Origin of the sequence: uncultured Tenacibaculum sp., assembly GCF_947504135.1 — a bacterium.
Taxonomy (GTDB): domain Bacteria; phylum Bacteroidota; class Bacteroidia; order Flavobacteriales; family Flavobacteriaceae; genus Polaribacter.
Genome location: NZ_CANNGG010000006.1, coordinates 21684 through 41653, shown reverse-complemented (window position 1 = coordinate 41653; position 19970 = coordinate 21684). Strand labels below are relative to the sequence as shown.

21 protein-coding genes are annotated in these 19970 nt (G+C 32.1%); 15 read left to right on the top strand and 6 right to left on the bottom strand.

The window, feature by feature from the left end; all coding sequences use genetic code 11:
* The 3 genes from Q0663_RS12070 to Q0663_RS12060 all read right to left on the bottom strand — a co-directional run bounded on the left by Q0663_RS12070 (window position 1) and on the right by Q0663_RS12060 (window position 2549).
* Window positions 1–663, bottom strand: coding sequence for a DUF4129 domain-containing protein (locus tag Q0663_RS12070; protein ID WP_299011423.1), 663 nt, complete (start codon window positions 661–663; stop codon window positions 1–3).
* A gap of 76 nt (window positions 664–739) precedes the next feature.
* The gene (locus tag Q0663_RS12065) at window positions 740–1591 is read right to left on the bottom strand and encodes a hypothetical protein (protein WP_299011421.1); all 852 of its coding nucleotides are present in this window, start codon (window positions 1589–1591) and stop codon (window positions 740–742) included.
* On the bottom strand, window positions 1584–2549 hold the full coding sequence (locus tag Q0663_RS12060; RefSeq protein WP_299011419.1) for a stage II sporulation protein M: 966 nt from the start codon (window positions 2547–2549) through the stop codon (window positions 1584–1586). Before Q0663_RS12060 ends, Q0663_RS12065 begins: the two co-directional genes overlap by 8 nt.
* 118 nt (window positions 2550–2667) lie before the next feature.
* Here Q0663_RS12060 and Q0663_RS12055 point away from each other — a divergent pair, with 118 nt between their 5' ends.
* Entirely contained in the window at window positions 2668–3384 is a 717-nt protein-coding gene (locus Q0663_RS12055; RefSeq protein WP_274634315.1) for an RDD family protein, read from the top strand.
* Between the two features lie 160 nt (window positions 3385–3544).
* Entirely contained in the window at window positions 3545–6520 is a 2976-nt protein-coding gene (locus tag Q0663_RS12050) for an ATP-binding protein (RefSeq protein WP_299011417.1), read from the top strand.
* A 274-nt stretch (window positions 6521–6794) separates the two neighbouring features.
* Here the strand turns inward: Q0663_RS12050 and rocD are convergent, their stop codons facing one another.
* On the bottom strand, window positions 6795–8039 hold the full coding sequence (rocD, locus tag Q0663_RS12045) for an ornithine--oxo-acid transaminase (protein WP_299011416.1): 1245 nt from the start codon (window positions 8037–8039) through the stop codon (window positions 6795–6797).
* Between the two features lie 248 nt (window positions 8040–8287).
* Here rocD and Q0663_RS12040 point away from each other — a divergent pair, with 248 nt between their 5' ends.
* The 11 genes from Q0663_RS12040 to Q0663_RS11990 all read left to right on the top strand — a co-directional run bounded on the left by Q0663_RS12040 (window position 8288) and on the right by Q0663_RS11990 (window position 16573).
* Complete coding sequence (locus Q0663_RS12040) at window positions 8288–8764, top strand: lipocalin family protein (protein WP_299011414.1); 477 nt, start codon at window positions 8288–8290, stop codon at window positions 8762–8764.
* A 14-nt stretch (window positions 8765–8778) separates the two neighbouring features.
* Entirely contained in the window at window positions 8779–9474 is a 696-nt protein-coding gene (locus Q0663_RS12035) for an OmpA family protein (protein ID WP_299011412.1), read from the top strand.
* 107 nt (window positions 9475–9581) lie between these two features.
* A complete protein-coding gene (rlmD, locus tag Q0663_RS12030) occupies window positions 9582–11033 on the top strand; it encodes a 23S rRNA (uracil(1939)-C(5))-methyltransferase RlmD (RefSeq protein ID WP_299011410.1) in 1452 nt (483 codons plus the stop codon).
* A gap of 6 nt (window positions 11034–11039) precedes the next feature.
* A complete protein-coding gene (locus tag Q0663_RS12025; RefSeq protein ID WP_299011408.1) occupies window positions 11040–11516 on the top strand; it encodes a DUF6452 family protein in 477 nt (158 codons plus the stop codon).
* Window positions 11517–11538: 22 nt separating this feature from the next.
* The gene (locus Q0663_RS12020; protein WP_299011405.1) at window positions 11539–12222 is read left to right on the top strand and encodes a DUF6048 family protein; all 684 of its coding nucleotides are present in this window, start codon (window positions 11539–11541) and stop codon (window positions 12220–12222) included.
* A 60-nt stretch (window positions 12223–12282) separates the two neighbouring features.
* Window positions 12283–13230, top strand: a complete 948-nt coding sequence (locus Q0663_RS12015) for a 2-oxoglutarate and iron-dependent oxygenase domain-containing protein (RefSeq protein ID WP_299011401.1) — start codon at window positions 12283–12285, stop codon at window positions 13228–13230.
* Between the two features lie 5 nt (window positions 13231–13235).
* Window positions 13236–13559 (top strand): translation initiation factor, encoded by a 324-nt coding sequence (locus Q0663_RS12010; RefSeq protein ID WP_299011398.1) that lies wholly within the window; start codon window positions 13236–13238, stop codon window positions 13557–13559.
* Between the two features lie 147 nt (window positions 13560–13706).
* Window positions 13707–14651, top strand: a complete 945-nt coding sequence (locus tag Q0663_RS12005) for a DUF1835 domain-containing protein (protein WP_299011396.1) — start codon at window positions 13707–13709, stop codon at window positions 14649–14651.
* Window positions 14652–15521, top strand: coding sequence for a nucleoside phosphorylase (locus Q0663_RS12000; RefSeq protein ID WP_299011394.1), 870 nt, complete (start codon window positions 14652–14654; stop codon window positions 15519–15521).
* A complete protein-coding gene (locus tag Q0663_RS11995) occupies window positions 15522–16382 on the top strand; it encodes a substrate-binding domain-containing protein (RefSeq protein WP_299011392.1) in 861 nt (286 codons plus the stop codon).
* 20 nt (window positions 16383–16402) lie between these two features.
* Window positions 16403–16573 (top strand): hypothetical protein, encoded by a 171-nt coding sequence (locus Q0663_RS11990; RefSeq protein ID WP_164506702.1) that lies wholly within the window; start codon window positions 16403–16405, stop codon window positions 16571–16573.
* Between the two features lie 57 nt (window positions 16574–16630).
* Here the strand turns inward: Q0663_RS11990 and Q0663_RS11985 are convergent, their stop codons facing one another.
* A complete protein-coding gene (locus Q0663_RS11985; protein WP_299011384.1) occupies window positions 16631–17272 on the bottom strand; it encodes a protein-L-isoaspartate(D-aspartate) O-methyltransferase in 642 nt (213 codons plus the stop codon).
* 131 nt (window positions 17273–17403) lie between these two features.
* Here Q0663_RS11985 and Q0663_RS11980 point away from each other — a divergent pair, with 131 nt between their 5' ends.
* Entirely contained in the window at window positions 17404–18363 is a 960-nt protein-coding gene (locus Q0663_RS11980; protein ID WP_299011382.1) for a Gfo/Idh/MocA family oxidoreductase, read from the top strand.
* Window positions 18364–18513: 150 nt separating this feature from the next.
* Entirely contained in the window at window positions 18514–19401 is an 888-nt protein-coding gene (locus tag Q0663_RS11975) for a 3-hydroxybutyryl-CoA dehydrogenase (RefSeq protein WP_299011380.1), read from the top strand.
* Between the two features lie 122 nt (window positions 19402–19523).
* Here the strand turns inward: Q0663_RS11975 and Q0663_RS11970 are convergent, their stop codons facing one another.
* Complete coding sequence (locus Q0663_RS11970) at window positions 19524–19970, bottom strand: nuclear transport factor 2 family protein (RefSeq protein WP_299011379.1); 447 nt, start codon at window positions 19968–19970, stop codon at window positions 19524–19526.

Sequence of the window (19970 nt, the reverse complement as noted above, 5' to 3'; positions counted from 1 at the left end):
TTAGTAAATTTTAGCTAGGGTATTTTTAAACTTACTTTCTGCTTGCACGAATTTTTCTTTATCTATTGAAAACTCTCCGTACCATACATAATCATACAAATAGGTTAACTTTTTAAAATCACCGTGTAATTGTTGTTTAGATGCCAACTCCTTTATATAATCTTCATTTGTTTTTTCTTGTTGCCAAGAAATAAACTCTTTATCTGATAAGTTTTTCAGCAGTAATAAATAGTAATAACGCACTGCTAATTGGTAGTTTCCTTCTGTAATAGCTTGTTCTATTAGCTTTGGTAAATCTTTGTCTTTTATCAACTCTTCTTCTTCCGAAAGATGTACGATAGGTTTTACTCTTTTACCATCAATAATATTACTTGCATTTACTTTTAAAAAGAATTTAATAATGAAGAAAAGTACGAGTCCTGCAATTACGTATGGTAAAATCTTTAAAACAACACGTAAAAATCCTACTGCTGGTGTAATATCATCAAAAATGTACGAAAGTATTTTTATGACGGTTCGTTTTAACCAGTCCCATATTTTCTCTAGAATGGTAGGTTCTCTTTTTTCTACAACATATATAAACTCGTCTTTTTGTTTGTACTCTTCTATTTTTTGAGCATCAAACTTCTTTTGCTCAATAATAGTATCATCATACTGAATCACTTTTTTTTCTTCCTGTGAAAAAACTGCAATTGAGCAAATAAAAAACGTTATGTAAAAAAGAAACTGTTTCAAAAGATTATTGTCCTAAGCTATCAATTCTTTCAATAGTTCCTGTTAAATTCTTTTTCTCGTTAACATCAAAGTATAAAAACACGTTAGTGATTAATGTTATTGAATAAAACATTAGCTGACCTGCTATTGAAAGAACATTCAAAATTAAGTAAATAGGATCACTAAAAAATCCAAAAACTTCTGCTGGATCATCACTTCCCATGCTTAATCCCATTTTTGCAAATTGATAAATCATTGCTGGAATTTGGAATACATATCCTAGAACACTTACTAAAATAGACACTACGAAAACTACTCCGAAAACTTCCCAGAAATATCCACTAATAAAGTTAAAACATTTACCTACCGCTCCTGAAGCTGTTTCATTTTGAAACACCAAGATTGAAGCTCCTAAAGATAATGCTGGCCAAGTATAAAATACTGGTAATACACATAACATGGCACTTGCAAACAATATCAATCCTGCTAAAATACCAAAACCTGTAAACGACCAAAATTTTGCTTTTGTGTTGGTTATAACTTCTTCTTGATTCACTACTCCTTTATTATCTATATAAGATTTAATATAGTACATCCCCGCTAGGTTTATAAAAACAATAGCTATTAAATAAGCTATCATCATAATAAACACAGACCCTAGCATACCAATGGCAGCACTTGCGTCTTCAGTAATTATTGATGACATAGACATCATATAATAAATCATAGAAGCTACAGCTACAACTATTGGTATTGCAGCTACTTTTAAAATAGATAAAAAGAATTGCTTTCCTTCTAATCTGATAAATTTAAAAGCATCTGAAATAATACTTCCTAAATCTCTTTCTCTTTTAAACTCGATGTATTCTTTATTCATGTGTTAGTTGATTTTTATAAACTTTAATTGGATATATAACGTAGTAAAATATAATTAAGGCTAACGAAGTTCCTATGATTAGAATAGCTAACCAATCGGGCATTTCAGTATGACGAGTAACAAACCCTTCTAAAAAACCTGCTACAATAAAAAACGGAACGGTACTTACCATAATTTTCAATCCGTCTTTCATTCCTCTTTTAAACGACTCTAATCGCGAATAGGTTTTAGGAAATAATATACTATTCCCGAACACCAAACCTGCACAACCTGCAATTACAATTACTGATATTTCTATGGTTCCGTGAATCCAAATAGTTCTTGAAGATTCCCAAAACAAACCTTTCTCATAAAAGAAATACAAAAACGATCCTAACATTATTCCGTTTTGCATCATTATATATAAAGTTCCTACCGAAAACAGTATTCCTAATACAAAGGCATACATAGCAACTCGTATATTATTCATAGTAATTCCTATAAACATATTAATTTCATTTGCATCTTTATATACAGCCATAGGATCTCCCTTTTCAATATTTTCTAAGGTCATATTCACATAACTATCTCCTAAAATAAGACGTACAAAATCGGTATCAGTCGCTGCTGAAAATGCTCCGCATATGGTAAAAAAAGCAAAAACGATAAAAGCAACAAACAATTCTTTTTGATAACTATAAAACATCAAAGGAAACTCAGTTTTAAAAAAACTGGCAAATCTATTCTTACTTTCTTTTTTTGTTTTATAGATTTTTTGATGCGCAGCAGAAGCAATAGAATTTAGATATACAACCGTATTTCCGTTAGGATAAAACGTTTTGGCATAACTTAAATCATCTGTCAACTCCACATATAAATCTGATAATTTATCTGGAGTAATAATTGTTTTTTGATACAACGCATCTTCAAAAAGCTGCCACTTTTCTTTGTTTTTATTTACAAAAGCAGCTTCTCTCATCTACTTAAAAAATTAAAGTGTATTTGTTGAGAAGTTTCCTTAATCATAGAATATTTTTATCTTCGCTAAACTAAAAAAAGTTGTAGAAATATCAATAAAAAAATTGAAAAACTAATTCATGGATAAATTTCAAATAGAAACTGCTCAGAACATTGCTATTAGCCAAAATGTGGCACATGTTACCACTCGTATTGGTTCATACCTAATTGATGCTTTATTTATTTTCGGATATTACATCATCATTGCCATTATTATAGGAATGTTAGATATTCCTTTTAGTATGGAATACCTGAGCTTATATATGCTACTTGGATTACCTATATTTTTTTACAGCTTGATTTTTGAAATTTTAATGAACGGACAAACACCTGGAAAATATTTCAATCAAACAAGAGTGGTAAAGTTAGACGGTTCTAAACCTACTTTTGGAAGCTATTTAATTCGTTGGTTATTGCGAGTTGTAGATTTCACATTGGCAAGTGGTTCGGTTGCTGTACTAACCATTTTACTAAATGGAAAAGGGCAACGCTTAGGTGACATTGCTGCAGGAACTACTGTTATTTCTGAAAAGAAAAGAATCACCTTAAAAGACACCATTGCTAGTGATGTAGTAGACAATTATACTCCTACCTACTCGCAAGTAACGTTGTTAACTGATAACGATATTCACACTATCTCAAACGTATATAAGGACGCCATGAGAAAAAGAAATCATAAAGTGATTTTAAAACTGCATGCGAAAATTATCGAACTCACAGGAATTTCTTCTGAACAAAAACCAGCAGAATTTGTAAACACTGTGATTAAAGATTATCATTATTACGCGCGTCAATAATTTTTCAACATTTATTTTACTGAAAACAAACCTACTATCCTATTCCTTATTTTTTTCGTTAATAAAAAGCTGATAGAAACTATTTTTCACGGCGTTGAATACGCTATTTTCGTAACCTTTCTTACAGAAAAAATCACATTTCAAGGGTACGAGAAAAACTATGAACAACGAGAAAAACTGGCTTCAATATTATAAAAACAGCTTATCTGATAGTGAAAACTTAGCTATCGACATTAGTAAAATAAAAAACCTTTTTCATCAAAAAACTTCCGATTTAAGTAACGCACTCATCAATGCTAAACAAGCAAGTCAACTATTAGATGTTGAAGAACGTAGAATTAATCGATTAAAAGGAATAACTAAAAAAGACAACCCTAAGTGGCATAAGGTAGAAGAAACTAAAATATTAATAGCTCCTTTTCATTTAGTATATCAAACCGACAACACGAAATTTAAACAACGTACTATTCATCCTTTTTGGATTAGTGCTATTGTAAATCGTTCAGGACAATTATCGGCTCCAAAAGATGGCTTTCCTTTAATTGTTCGTAACTATCTAACACCTATGGCAGATGTTAAGAATGATTTTATCTTCTCTTCTATCGACACTGTTTTAGATGCTAAAGACTTAGATGCTCCCGATTTTGAAAATAGCGAAGAACCTATACCTTGGGATGAATACTGGAACTATATTAACGAAGTATTTTCTGCGACAACTTTTAGCAACCTATACCGTTATCAAGTAGAACGCTACACTACACAGTATGAGCTTACTTATTTCGCTTTAAGCTCTAAAATATCAACAGCAAAAAGTATTTTATTTCTGTACGAAAACTTACTTAAAAATACGGATGAATTACCTGTGCTCTCTAAAATCATCAATCCATATACTAGAGAACGACAAGAAGCCATTACCGATAACGGATTTTTAGTGTATAACCATTTGCATTTAGGGCAAATGTCGAATAAATTTCCACTTTCCGTTAGTCAACGTAAAACATTGTTATCGTATTTAGTAGCCGAAGAAAATGCGGTTACCGCTGTAAACGGACCTCCAGGAACTGGAAAAACTACGCTATTGCAAAGCTTGGTAGCTACCGAGTTTGTAAAAGCTGCTATTAACGGTGAAGAAGCACCAATTATCTTAGCATGCTCTAACAACAACCAAGCAGTAACCAATATTATTGATAGTTTTATCAATTCTGAAAGTACCATGGGAGAATTAGCTAATCGTTGGATTCCTGATTTTAACGGATATGCAACCTACCTCCCATCCAGTTCAAAAAGTGAGAAAAAACTAGCTAACATCAATTACTTAAAAGGGAATTTATTTGGTCATGAAGGAACACTTTGTAATCTGGAGAATGAAAAATACATATCTGAAGCTGAATATTATTTTTTAACAAACTACTGTCAGTATTTCAATACCCAAACAAATTCACTTGACGATGTATGTAACCATCTACAAGAAGAAATTATAGGTATTCAAAATATTTTAGCTGATGGTGTTGACTTCTCTAGAAACTATATAAATGCTGTAAACTACATCAACAGCATACTTGTACACGAAGAAGATTTCATCGAAAAAAGTACGTTTAAAATCTCCAAACTACAGGAATGGAGAACTGTTTTAAACGATTTAAAAACATCGACAAAAGACACTGATTTTATTGATAAAGTACAACACTATTTTATTGATGAAGCTCAGTTTGAATCAAGAAATGCTGAACACATTTTTAAAGCTAACGCTGAAACATTGTTGAATGCTAAAAAAGCAGCAGCATATGTAAAAGAATGTACAAACAATGTAAATCTGCTACTGCAATCACATTTAAGCCTAAAAAATTGGAAGTATGAAAATAACATCAAAGGATTTCCTTTTGTTTCAGAAGAACAAATGTGGGCGTATGAATATGAAAAGATAAACTCTAACGATACAACACAACGTTTCTTTTATGATGAATTAGATATTGATTTACGCCATAAAGCATTCTTATTAGCAACTCATTATTGGGAGGCTCGCTGGTTACTAGAAACCAGAGAAATGTTAGAGGAAAACACCGAAAAAGGAACAGGAGAATATGCTATTAAAGCAAAATGGAAACGAAGAGCTATGCTTACTCCTTGTTTTGTAGCTACTTTTTACACAGCACCAAGTCACTTTTTATACAGTCAATTTCAAGGAGAAAACGAAAACGGAAAACCTATTTTTGAATACTTACCGCTATACAACTTTTTAGATTTGTTAATTATTGATGAAGCTGGTCAGGTTACTCCAGAAGTAAGCATCCCTGTATTTTCATTAACTCAAAAAGCCTTTGTAGTAGGTGATTTACAACAAATTGAGCCTATTTGGTCTATCCCTAAAAAAATTGACCAAGGAAACTTAACAAGCCTTGATATTATTAAAAATCAAAATGACGCACATTTAGACGAGTTAGGTTTTTTAGCTTCTAGCGGAAGCATTATGAAAATGGCTCAGAATGCCTGCGAATTTGAAACACCATTACCCGCTAAAAAAGAACAAGGATTGGTTTTATTGGAACATAGACGATGTAATGATGAAATTATTAGTTTTTGTAACGAATTGGCATACGATGGTATTTTAAAGCCTATGAAAGGAAAAGCTAAAGAAAATCAAGCATTTCCATCAATGATGGCATATCATATAGAAGGAGTTAGTGAGCGTAAATACAACAGTCGTCAAAATATAAGTGAAGTAAAAGCTATTATTTCTTGGTTACAACAAAACAAAGAAACCATTCAAGAAGCATACGATGTAGACGCTATTGAAAGTGTTTTAGGAATTATTACTCCTTTTGCAAGTCAGAAAGGAGAATTATCAAAAGCCTTAACCGATGCGGGTTATAAAGTAAGTGATATTAAACTAGGTACCGTGCACGCTTTACAAGGTGCAGAACGAAACATTATCTTGTTCAGCTCCGTATATTCTAATGACGACGAAGGAACCTTGTTTTTTGAAAAAGACAACAAGCCTAACATGCTAAATGTAGCGGTTTCTAGAGCCAAAGAAAGCTTTATTCTTTTTGGAGACACTCGAATTTTTGATGAAACCAAAAACACGCCTTCAGGAATTTTAAAAAGACATTTAAACATTTATGAAATGGCTAACTAATTATGTTTTTGTACACCAAAAAAAATCATAACTAAAAAAGTGCACAACACTCTACACTAAGAAATTTGATAAAAAAATAGTGTACAGCACTTGTACACCAAAAAAATTATCAACTTAAAAAGTGTACAGAAAAATACCTAACTTGCTATTAAACATTTTTAATAACATTTAGAAAAATGTTAGTTTTATATTGAAGTAATTAAAAACTAACAAATAACAACAAAAAAAGGAACGATTTAATCGTTCCTTTTTTTTAATATACAATACTGTAAGCTTATTTTTTAAACTCAGTAATAGTATTCTTAATAATATTAATACAGTCTCTTAATTGCTCTTCATTCATCACTAATGGTGGAGCAAAACGAATGATGTTTCCGTGTGTTGGTTTTGCTAATAGTCCGTTATCGCGTAACTTAATACAAATATCCCAAGCTGTTGAGCTATCTTCAGTGTCATTAATTACAACAGCATTTAATAACCCTTTACCACGTACTAACGTTAATAACTCGTTTTCTTTGGCAAACTCAGCTAACTCCTCTCTAAATATTTTACCTAAACGCTCAGCATTCTCAGCTAATTTTTCTTCTTTAACTACTTCTAAAGCCGCTATAGCTACTGCTGCTGCAACAGGGTTTCCTCCAAAAGTAGAACCGTGGTTTCCAGGTCTAATAACATTCATAATGCTATCATTTGCTAATACTGCAGATACTGGATATGCCCCTCCACTTAATGCTTTACCTAAAATTAAAATATCTGGTTGTACATCTTCGTGGTTTACTGCTAATAATTTTCCTGTACGTGCAATACCTGTTTGTACTTCATCTGCAATAAATAATACATTATGCTTTTCACATAACGCTTTCGCTGCTGCTAAATATCCTTCAGAAGGTACATACACTCCAGCCTCTCCTTGAATAGGTTCGGCCATAAAACCAGCAATGTTATCGTTGTTTTCTAACGCTTCTTCTAAAGCTTGTAAGTTATCGTACTCTATTTTTATAAACCCATTAGTAAATGGTCCAAAATTCTTACGTGCTACTGGATCATTTGAAAAAGAAATAATGGTAGTTGTTCTTCCGTGGAAGTTATTTTTACAGACAATAATTTGCGCTTCGTTTTCATTAATTCCTTTTACTTCATACGCCCATTTTCTACAGATTTTTAAAGCAGTTTCAACAGCTTCTGCACCTGTATTCATTGGTAATAATTTATCAAAACCAAAGTATTCAGTTGCAAACTTTTCGTACTTTCCTAACATATCGTTATAAAAAGCACGAGATGTTAATGTTAATGTTTGCGCTTGGTTTACCATTGCCCCTACAATTTTAGGGTGACAGTGTCCTTGGTTTACTGCGGAATAAGCCGATAAAAAATCATAATATTTTTTTCCTTCAACATCCCACACATATACTCCTTCTCCTTTACTCAATACTACTGGTAATGGATGGTAGTTATGTGCTCCGTATTTGTTTTCTAAGTCAATCGCTTGTTGCGAAGTTAATTGGTCTAAAACAGCCATTTTTCTTAATTTTTTAAAATTTATAAAATAACCATTCCTTATCTACCTTTATCCTTTCGAAAAAGAAGTTTCGAAAATTCAGCGTGGGAAAGAAATCATCCCTAACTACAAAAATATCAAATTTAAGTGACTTTATTTAGCTTTAGTGAGTCTAAAAAATAAAACTGCTTAACTTTTTTGTAATAAACAATAAAAACAAGGTTAAATAGTTTTTTTTATCTTTAAGGGAATTAACTAAATATCGTTTTATGAAAAGAATCTTTTTTTTATTACTGCTTTCAGTAGTTGTAATTGGATGTAAATCAACATCTGTAACTAACAATAAACTTGACAACAAAACTGAACGAATGCTAAAAGGTAACTGGACTATTACTACTGTAAACTTTCCTGGTTCAAACTACCTAAAAGTAAATTCATTTAATTTAGAAGACTCTAGCTGTTTTATTGGTAGTAACTGGAGTTTTGTTTCTAACAATAATAAAGGAGAAATGAACTTAAACAATCCAAGTACAAATTGTAAAGACTTTAGCTCTCCTATTACATGGTATGTTAATAAAGATAGAAACTTTGTCTTAAAAATTATTAATAACCACAAAGCTAAAGACGTTAACGCTGGATACATTTTAAGACTACGTAACGTTACTGAAACTAGCTTTGACTTAATTGACAAAGTTAACGTTGCAGGACAAGTAAAAGACATTACATACTCATTTCAAAGACAATAATTAATAAAAGCATTATGAAAAAATCAATCATTTATAGTTTATCATTTTTATTTTTAACTGGTACTATTTTTACTTCATGTAAATCTATTCAAAACGCTAACAACACTCAAAAAGGTGCTGCTATTGGTACAGCTGCTGGTGCTGTAATAGGTGCTGTAATAGGTAATAATGTAGGTAACGGAAATAACTCTGAATTAGGTGCTATTTTAGGAGGTGTTGTAGGTGGTGTTGCTGGTGGTGTAATTGGTAACCAAATGGATAAGCAAGCTCGTGAAATTGAAGAGGCTTTACCAGGGGCTGAAGTAGAAAGAGTTGGGGAAGGTATAAAACTTACCTTAGGAGAAAACGCCGTTCGTTTTGCTACTAACAAAGCTACTTTAACCTCTACTGCACAAGCTAATTTAGATAAATTAGTTCCTGTATTTAAAGATTATGAAAACACAAATATTGTAATTTATGGTTATACAGACAGTACTGGTAGAGTTGAGTACAACCAAACACTTTCTGAAAAAAGAGCTAATTCTGTAAAAAATTATTTAGCAGGAAAAGGATTAAACAACAGCCGTTTTGAAACCAAAGGTTTAGGTGTTAAAGATCCTATAGCAACAAACGATACTGCTGAAGGAAGAAGTAAAAATAGACGTGTAGAGTTTGCTATCGTTGCAAACGAACAAATGATAAAAGAAGCTAAAAAAGAAGCAGGTCAATAAAAAAGCCTTCACAACAAAGATTAAAGACTACTCTAAATGAGTAGTCTTTTTTTTATCTTCAAACCATATCTTTTCCTAATTTTGCACACCATAAATCATAGTATAGAATGCCAAGAAGAGAGCGAAATAAGTTTGTAAAAAGAGGACAAATCATTGAAATTTTAATTGAAGATTATGCCTTCGGCGGAAAAGGAATTGGAAGAATACGTTCAGAAGAAGGTGTTTTTGTAGTTTTTGTTCCTAACACTTTACCAGGACAGTTAGTAAAAGCACGTGTAGACAAATCAAAGAAAAAGTATGCAGAGTGTAAATTGATTGATGTTTTAAAACATTCTGAGGACGAAGTAGCTATTCCTTATCAAGATATTCCTGGAGCACCTTACATTCAATTACCTATAGATTTACAACACAAATACAAGCAAGAAAGTACTTTATCTTTATTTAAGCGTATTGGTAAAGTTGAAAATATTGAAGATTTATTTGATGAATTTATCGCTTCCCCTAATGTATTCCACTATAGAAATAAAATGGAATATGGTTTTTCTGCCATTGGTTACGATCGTGAAAACAAAACCGATGTAGATGAATTTACCTTAGGTTTTAAACGTCGCGGTGTTTGGTGGATGGGTGATAACCTTGAAAAAGATTCTGGTTTATTTGACAAACAAGTTGAAGACAACATCAAAAACATTAGAGAATATTGTAAAAAAACTGGTTTAGCGCCTTGGCATGGGCCTAAAAAAGAAGGTTTCTTTAGGTATTTTGTGGTAAGGAAATCATACAAAACCAACGAATTGTTATTCAACTTAGTAACCACTTCTCACGATTTACCTAAATTTGATTTAAAAGAGTTTGCTAACTATTTAGTAGAGTTATTTGGCGATAGAGTTGCTGGTTTATTACACACTATTAACGACGAAACTGGCGACAGAACCATAGCTACCTCAGGAAGTGTAAAATTAGTATACGGAAAAGATAAGATTGTTGAAGAGTTATTAGGTTTAAATTTTGAAATTAGCATGAAAAGCTTTTTTCAAACCAACCCTAAATCTGCCGAAAAACTATATACCAAAGTAGTTGATTATGCGTTAGAAAACAAAGATGCAATTGACAATACCGTAGTGATGGATTTATTCTGTGGAACAGGAACTATTGGACAAATTATTGCTTCAAAGTCGAATAACACTAAAATTGTTGGTGTAGATATTGTAGCCTCTGCTATTGAAGACGCTAAGAAAAATGCAGAACGTAACAATATTGAAGGTTTACAATTTTATGCAGCTGATGTAGGAAAGTTCTTAAACGAACACCCACAATATAAAAATAAAATAAGAACCATTATTTTAGATCCAGCTCGTGCAGGAATTGCGCCAAAAACGCTTAAGAAAATCATAAACTTAAATGCAGATAGAATGGTTTATGTATCTTGTAACCCAGCAACACAAGCTCGTGATACCGAAGAGTTGATGAAAAACGGATATCAATTAAAAAAGATTAGTTTAGTAGATCAATTTCCACATACATCACACATAGAAACAGTGGTTTTATTTGAAAAATAAAAATTAATGAAAAAATACATTGCTTTATTCATACTTATAGCTAGTTTAACAGCCTGTGAAAAAGATGATTTCTGTACACAAAATCCTGTAACACCCAATTTAGTGCTTCGTTTTTACGATATGGATAATACGAATGATTTAAAAAATGTAGAACGTTTGTCTGTCATTGCAGAAGGAAAAACTGATAGTCTTTTTACCAATAGAACAGTAGACAGTATTGCTATTCCTTTAAACAGCCTATCTCAAAAAACAGTCTATACACTAAAAATGAATGATGTAGATGGCAATATAGCTAATAACCAAATGGCTACACTTACTATTGAGTACAATCCTGAAGAAGACTTTGTGTCTCGTTCATGTGGTTTCAGAATTATTTATGAAAATGTAACTTTAAGTAATACAGGTTGGATAAACAGTTTATCAACTACAGAAATTCCATTAATCGATAATCAAGCTAGCGCCCATGTACAAGTATTTCATTAGTTTATGTTTCGTTTTTGTATTTATGAACGGATACTCACAAATAAATACATCTAAAGAAGAAACCAAAGAAAAAAAAGATACCGTTACATATAAAACAGGATATGGCTTACGTATCGGATTAGATATTAGTAAACTTGGTCTTGCTATTATTGATAAAAGTTATAGTGGTCTCGAATTAGTAGGTGATTATAGAGTATCTAAAAAATGGTACATCGCTACTGAATTAGGTTTTGAAGATGAAACCACCTATGAAGATTTTTCTTCTTCTAGTTCAAAAGGAAGTTATATTAGACTTGGAGCAAATTACAACGCCTACGAGAATTGGTTAGATATGAATAACGAAATTTATGTTGGTATGCGTTACGGTTTTGCCATATTTGATCATACCTTAAATAGCTACCAACCTAATGTTTCTTCAGGTACTGAAAACTTACCTCCTTATTTTCCATCAAACCCTGTTACAACACCTATATCTGACAATGGACTTACCGCTCATTGGACTGAATTACAACTAGGTATAAAGGCAGAAACTTTTAAAAACCTGTTTATAGGTTTTAGCTTTTCATATAAAATTATGTTAAGTGTAGACGATCAAAAAAACTTTAAAACCTTGTACACTCCTGGTTTCAACCGTGTTTTTGAAAGCAATACTGGTTTCGGATTCAACTATACAATATCGTACTTAATTCCTTTTGTTAATAAATAAATTATCAGCATACGCTTGATTTCACTAACTTTACTTCCTGAATAATAAAACTTATTAACAATGAATAAAATTCCAAGCGTAAACTTAGCAGATTTTTTATCGGACGATGCTGAAAGAAAACAAAAATTCATCAATGAAATTGGTGACGCTTACGAGAATATTGGATTTGTAGCATTAAAAGGACACTTTTTAGACGATGAATTAGTAGATAACTTATATGCTGAAATCAAGAAGTTTTTTGATTTACCTACAGATGTAAAAGAAAAATATGAAATTCCAGGTATTGGAGGTCAAAGAGGGTATGTTTCTTTTGGTAAAGAAAGTGCTAAAGGAAAGAAAGAAGGAGATTTAAAAGAGTTTTGGCACTTTGGTCAGTATGTTGATGTAGATTCAAAATACGCAAAAGAATACCCAGAAAATGTTGAAGTTGAAGAATTACCTGAATTTAACAAAGTAGGTAAAGAAGCTTACCAAATGTTAGAAAAAACAGCTAAATACGTTTTACGTTCATTAGCCTTACATTTAGGTTTAGAAGAAACGTATTTTGACAACTACATCAAAAACGGAAATAGTATTTTGCGTCCAATACACTACCCTCCTATTACTACAGAACCTAAAGGAGCTGTAAGAGCTGCTGCTCATGGTGACATTAACTTAATCACTTTATTAATGGGAGCTCAAGGAAAAGGATTACAAGTTCAAAACCATAAAGGTGAATGGATTGATGCTATAGCAGAAGATGACGAGTTAATGATTAATGTAGGTGATATGTTATCACGCCATAGTAACAACAAGTTAAAATCAACAATTCACCGTGTAACTAACCCTCCTAAAGAATTATGGGGAACATCACGTTATTCAATTCCATTTTTCATGCATCCTGTTTCTGATATGAAATTAGATGTTTTAGAAAACTGTATTGATGAAAACAATCCAAAACAGTTTGAAGATATTACTGCTGGTGAGTTTTTAGATGAACGTTTACGCGAATTAGGATTGAAAAAATAAATCTAATGGATTTACAAGATCAATTAAAAAATCTATTCCCAGATCATCAGTTTGAAGAAAAACCTGAAGAAAAAAAACCTGATATCTGGCTTCAAGAAGAACCTATTCTTTGCAAGTACGAAAAACGAAAAGGGAAACCAGTTACTATTATAGATGGTTATAATGGAGCAACCCAAGACTTTAAAAAGCTTGCTAAAGAAATTAAAACTAAGCTCAGTGTTGGTGGTAGTTTTAAAGATGATACAATTATCATTCAAGGTGATTATAGAGATACTATAATGCAACTTTTAAAAGATAAAGGATTCAACGTAAAACGCGTTGGTGGATAAGTAAAAATGTCGAAGAATTAATTCTTCGACATTTTTTTTATATTTATAACTTTTGTAAAGCACTAAATACCAACCAATAAACAATAACGTATAAAATAAATCGTTTATTTTATATAAATAAAGAAATCAACAAATTCCCTAGAAATCATGAAACATTCTTTATTACACATAACCAATGGAGACGTTACAACCCAAAGACTTCACAAATTAAAAATTGAAGGCGATATTATTACGTGGCGTGAAATGTTATGTGAAGGAAAAACATCAGTAGACGTAGGTAGTGAAGACTTCTGGAAAACACGTTTTGACTTTTTAAAAACTACCTATAAAGTTACTAAGAAGAAGTTTATAGATTATACCCTTAAAGAATACCGCAACCTTTGTAATCAAAAACAACAAGATGAGATTGTTTTATGGTTTGAATACGATTTGTTTTGCCAAATAAATATGCTAGCGGTAATAAGCTGGTTAAAAAGATATCGTAAAAATCACAAAATATCTTTAGTTACTAGTGGAAAAGTTGACAATTCAAAAAAACTATATGGTTTAGGAGAATTATCTGACGATCAATTAAAAGAGCACTTTAAAAATAAAGTAGAGCTTTCTCAAGATGATATAGAATATGCTGACTATATATGGCAATTATATTGCTCAGATAGTCCGTTACCTCTTGAAAATGCACATAAATTTAATCCAGAATCACCTTTTGTATATCTAGAAAGCGCTATAAAAGCACATTTACTTCGTTTTCCTTCAATTGAAAATGGATTAAATCATATAGAAAATAATATTTTAAAGGTTGCTAACGAGCATACATTTGCAAACCAAGATGAACTTCTTAGAAATCTTTTAACTCATCAAGAAAACTATGGGTTTGGTGATATTCAATACGTTAACAAACTTGAAAGCCTTAAAAAGCTATTTACCTCTTTTAATCCTGTAAAACTTAGTAAAACAGGTAAGAAAGTATTGCAAAACCAAACAAACTATTATGCTAAAATTCGTTCTGATTTTTCGTATCTTGGTGGCGCAAAAAAATACAGCTATCTCTATGTAAACTCTACTGATAAGCTGTTAAAAATTACATCGTAAATGAGTATAAAACATTCTGAGCTCATCTTAAATCCAGATGGTAGTATTTACCATTTGAATTTAAGACCTGAACATATTACTACCGATATCATTTTTGTTGGAGACCAATATCGCGTCGATAAAGTTACCAAACACTTTGATACTATAGAGTTTAGCACCCAAAAAAGAGAATTTAAAACCACTACTGGTACCTATAAAGGAAAAAGAATTTCTGTAATTTCTACAGGAATAGGTCCTGATAATATTGATATTGTTTTAAACGAGTTAGACGCCTTAGTTAACATCGACTTAAACACACGTAAAGCTAAAGAAAAACACACACAATTAAACATTACAAGAATTGGAACTTCTGGTTCTTTACATGCTGATATTCCTGTTGACAGCTTTTTATTAAGCTCTCACGGGTTGGATTTAAACGGAATGTTACAATCGTATCAAGTGGATGAAATTTCACATCCAGATATAGAAGAAGCTTTTATAAAGCATACCAATTGGAGTGCGAAAAAATCATACCCTTTAATTGTTTCTAATGGAAAAGCTTTAGAAGACAAATTAATATCTAACAAGGTATATAAAGGAATTACAGCTACCGCTGGTGGTTTTTATGGTCCTCAAGGACGTGTTTTACGCTTACCTTTACAAGACCCCGATTTAAATAAGAAGATTGATAGTTTTAACTATAACAACAATCGAATTACCAACCTTGAAATGGAAACATCTGCCATTTATGGGTTGGCTAAACTACTAGGTCATAATGCTGCATCAATGAATGCTATTATTGCTAACAGAGCCAACGGAACATTTAGTAAAGATCCGTACAAAGTAGTAAACGATTTAATTGTATATACTCTTGAGAAATTAGTTGAATAAATGCTGAAATTAAAAATAGGTGGTGTTCCAGAACATTTTAATTATCCTTGGTACATCACATTGAAAAATAAAGAATACACCAAAGAAGGAATCAACTTACGCTGGAAAGACTATCCTGGAGGCACGGGAGCTATGGCAAAAGCTTTACGCTCTGGTGAAGTTGACATTGCTTTGGTGCTCACTGAAGGAATTATTAAAGATATTATTAATGGAAATCCTTCAAAAATTACACAAACCTTTGTAAAAAGTCCACTTGTTTGGGGAATTCACGTAGCTGCGAACTCTAAATTTAAAACAATTGACGATTTAGAACACGCAACCGTAGCTATTAGTCGCTTTGGTTCAGGTTCTCAACTTATGGCAATTGTAAATGCTCATAACAATGGTTGGGACGTTAGCAAACTGCAATTTAAAGTAGTTAGAGATTTACAAGGAGGAATAGATGCTTTAACTAATGGAGAAGCCGATTATTTTATGTGGGAACACTTTACCACCAAACCATTGGTTGATAACGGTACTTTTAGAAGAGTTGGTAACTGCCCTACTCCATGGCCTTGTTTTGTAATTGCTGTTCGTGATGAGATATTAGAAAATAATTTTGAAGAAGTAAAAAAAGTGCACGACATTATTAACGCTTGTACTAAAGACTTTAAGGATTTTGATAATATTGATGAAGTTCTTTCTAACAGATATGAACAACAATTAGAGGATATTCAAGAATGGTTATCTATAACCGAATGGAATGATGGAGAACCTATTTCTGAGAATTTAATTACGGACATACAAAATAAAATGGTAGAGTTCAACGTTATTGAAAAGAAGGAAAATTCTGGTGACTTAATCAGAAATATGTATATTTGATTTTATAAAACGGAATAATGATGAAAAAAGTAGTATTTATTGCAATTTGTACTGTTAGTTTATTAGGTTTTTCTTCTTGCGGAAGTACTAGTCCTTGTGGTTTAGCAAAAACTAATCAAAACAAACAAAAACAACATCAACAACAAGAGATAGTAGTTGCAGATGCAACTGAAATAGCAATCGCTGAATAAGTTGATGTTTCTTTATTCAAATTCAATAAATCCGCTTTTTTAGGCGGATTTTTTTGTTTAATTCTTCTCTTTCAGCATTGGTACAAATCTAAAATCACCTAGCTCGTGCTTTTCAAATTCTTTGGGTGATTTTCTTATAAACAAGGTCATTACTTGTTCTTTATCTCCCACAGGAATCAACAACCTACCTCCTACTTTAATCTGCCCTAATAATGCTTTAGGCACATATGGTGCTCCAGCTGTGACAATAATTTTATCAAAAGGAGCTTCTTCTGGCAGCCCTTTATAACCGTCTCCAAAAATAAATCGTTTAGGTTTATAACCTAACTTTGGTAAAAACATCGAAGTTTTTTTAAACAACTCATGTTGTCTTTCTATTGAATACACCTCTGCATCCAACTCTAACAACACTGCTGTTTGGTATCCTGATCCTGTTCCTATTTCTAATACTTTATCTCCTCGTTTTACTTCTAACACTTGTGATTGAAATGCAACTGTATAAGGCTGTGAAATTGTTTGTTCAGCAGCAATAGGAAAAGCTTTGTCTTGATACGCATGCGCTTCAAAACTACTATCCATAAACAAATGTCTTGGAATTTTTCTGATAGCTTTTAATACTCTCTCGTCATTAATTCCTTTTGCTTCTAAAACGTTTGCTAATTGATTTCTAAGTCCTTGGTGCTTGGTTGTATCTCTCACTAATTATAAAATTTCAGGAGGATAAAAGTAGTAATAAATCTGTATAAAAGTGTATCTTTGTTTGCGTTGATTTTTTGTAGAAATCATTTCTTTTTCAACAAACCAATCAAATAACTAATAATCTTTCACTTATGTTAAAAGCTGGAGTTTTAGGCGCAGGTCACTTAGGAAAAATCCATTTGCGTTTGTTACAACAATCAGAAAAATATGAATTAGTAGGGTTTTATGATCCTTTTACAGAAAATGCACAAAAAGTAGCCGATGAATTTGGTTATAAACTATTCAATTCTGTAGAAGAATTAATAGATGCTGTAGAAGTTGTAGACATTGTTACCCCTACACTTTCTCACTTTGATTGTGCTAAACAAGCCATTGAAAAAGGAAAACATATTTTTATTGAAAAGCCTATTACCAATACCGTACTAGAAGCAGAAGCTATTAGAACCCTTGCAAGTCAACACCATGTTCGTGGACAAGTTGGACATGTTGAGCGTTATAATCCTGCTTTTACTGCTGTAAAAGACTTGATTGACACGCCAATGTTTATTGAAACACATCGTTTGGCTGAATTTAACCCTAGAGGAACAGATGTACCTGTAGTTTTAGATTTAATGATTCATGATATTGATATTATTTTATCGGTTGTAAACTCAAAAGTAAAAAGTGTGCATGCAAGTGGTGTATCAGTAATTTCAGAAACTCCTGATATTGCTAATGCTCGTATTGAATTTGAAAATGGTTGTGTTGCGAACCTAACAGCAAGTAGAATTTCGATGAAAAACATGCGTAAGAGCCGTTTTTTCCAAAGAGACGCATACATTTCAGTAAACTTCTTAGAAAAGCAATCAGAAGTTGTTAGAATGAAAGACGTACCAGAAAAACCTGATGAGTTTGCTATGATTTTGCAGAATGCTGAAGGTGTTAAAAAGCAAATTTATTACGATAATCCTGAAGTAGTAGCTAACAACGCTATTTTAGATGAATTAGAATCGTTTGCAGATGCTATCCACAATAATACTACGCCTATTGTTTCGTTACGTCAAGGTACTGAAGCTTTACGTGTAGCACATCAGATTATAGACTGTTTTTAGAATAAAGTAAATAAGTAACAACCGCGTTAGGGATTGCAGTGAAAATCCTTTTTTGTTATGCTGAGTAAAGCGAAGAATACACCAAAAAAGATTGTAGCGGAAAGCCCGCCCCAGAGGGGAACGCCCATATAAATACCAAAACACAACAACATGAAAAATATCGCCGTAATTGGAGCAGGAACAATGGGAAATGGAATTGCGCATACGTTTGCTCAATTTGGATACAATGTTCAACTTATCGACATTTCGCAAGCTGCCTTAGATAGAGGTTTAGCAACCATTACTAAAAACTTAGATAGAATGGTAGCAAAAGAAAAAATTACTGAAGACGATAAAAATAATACCTTAAACAATATTACTACCTTCACTTCTATTAAAGATGGTGTACAAAACACTAGCTTAGTTGTTGAAGCTGCTACTGAAAATATTGACTTAAAACTTAAGATTTTTAAAGATTTAGATGAAGCTTGTGCTGAGGATACTATTTTAGCTACCAACACTTCATCAATCTCAATTACTCAAATTGCAGCAGCTACCAATAGACCTGAAAAAGTAATTGGAATGCACTTTATGAATCCTGTGCCAATTATGAAATTGGTTGAAATTATTAGAGGATACAACACTTCTGATGAAGTAATGGACTTTACAGTTGATTTAACTAAGAAAATAAAAAAAGTTCCTGTTGAAGTAAATGATTATCCTGGTTTTGTTGCCAACCGTATTTTAATGCCAATGATTAACGAAAGTATTGAAACTTTATACAACGGTGTTGCTGGCGTTGCTGAAATTGATACTGTAATGAAATTAGGAATGGCGCACCCAATGGGACCATTACAATTAGCTGATTTTATAGGATTAGATGTTTGTTTATCTATCTTAAACGTAATGTACGACGGATTTAAAAATCCTAAGTATGCTCCATGTCCGTTATTAGTAAACATGGTTGCAGCTGGTAAATTAGGTGTTAAATCTGGTGAAGGTTTTTATGACTATTCTGAAAGTAGAAAAGCAGAGAAAGTAGCGAAAATGTTTTCGTAAACTTTAGCTTATAACCATAAAAAAAAGGGAAGTTTCAATCAGAAACTTCCCTTTTTTTTATGGTTATTTATGTGAGATTTCTCACATTCGTTCGAAATGACCTAATAATACATTACTTTAAATTAACACGAAGTATCCGCGATGATTTTCCACTCACCTTGTATCTTCTTAAAGATAATCATAAAAACACCATCAGCATTTCCTACAGATCTTTTTAAGTGATACTCCCCCATAACAGAATAGGCTCCTTCAGTAATTTTAGAAATATCATTAATCTTAAAAGTTAATGTTCCTGAGTGTTCTTTTGTTGGATACCCCTTTTTATAGTTATCTAAGGTTTTTTGCCAACCAAAAGTAACTCCGTTTCGTCCGTAAAACTTTAATGAATCACTTTTCCAGTACCCTTGCATAAAACCTTCTAAATCGTGATTGGACCAAGCTTCTTCCTGAGCTTTCATCACCGATAAAATCTCTTGCTTTTCTGTTTCTTCAGAAACAGTTTTAACTACTTCTTGTTTACACGAAACAAATAGTGTCAGTAAAAAAACGACAGTCAATAACTTTTTCAT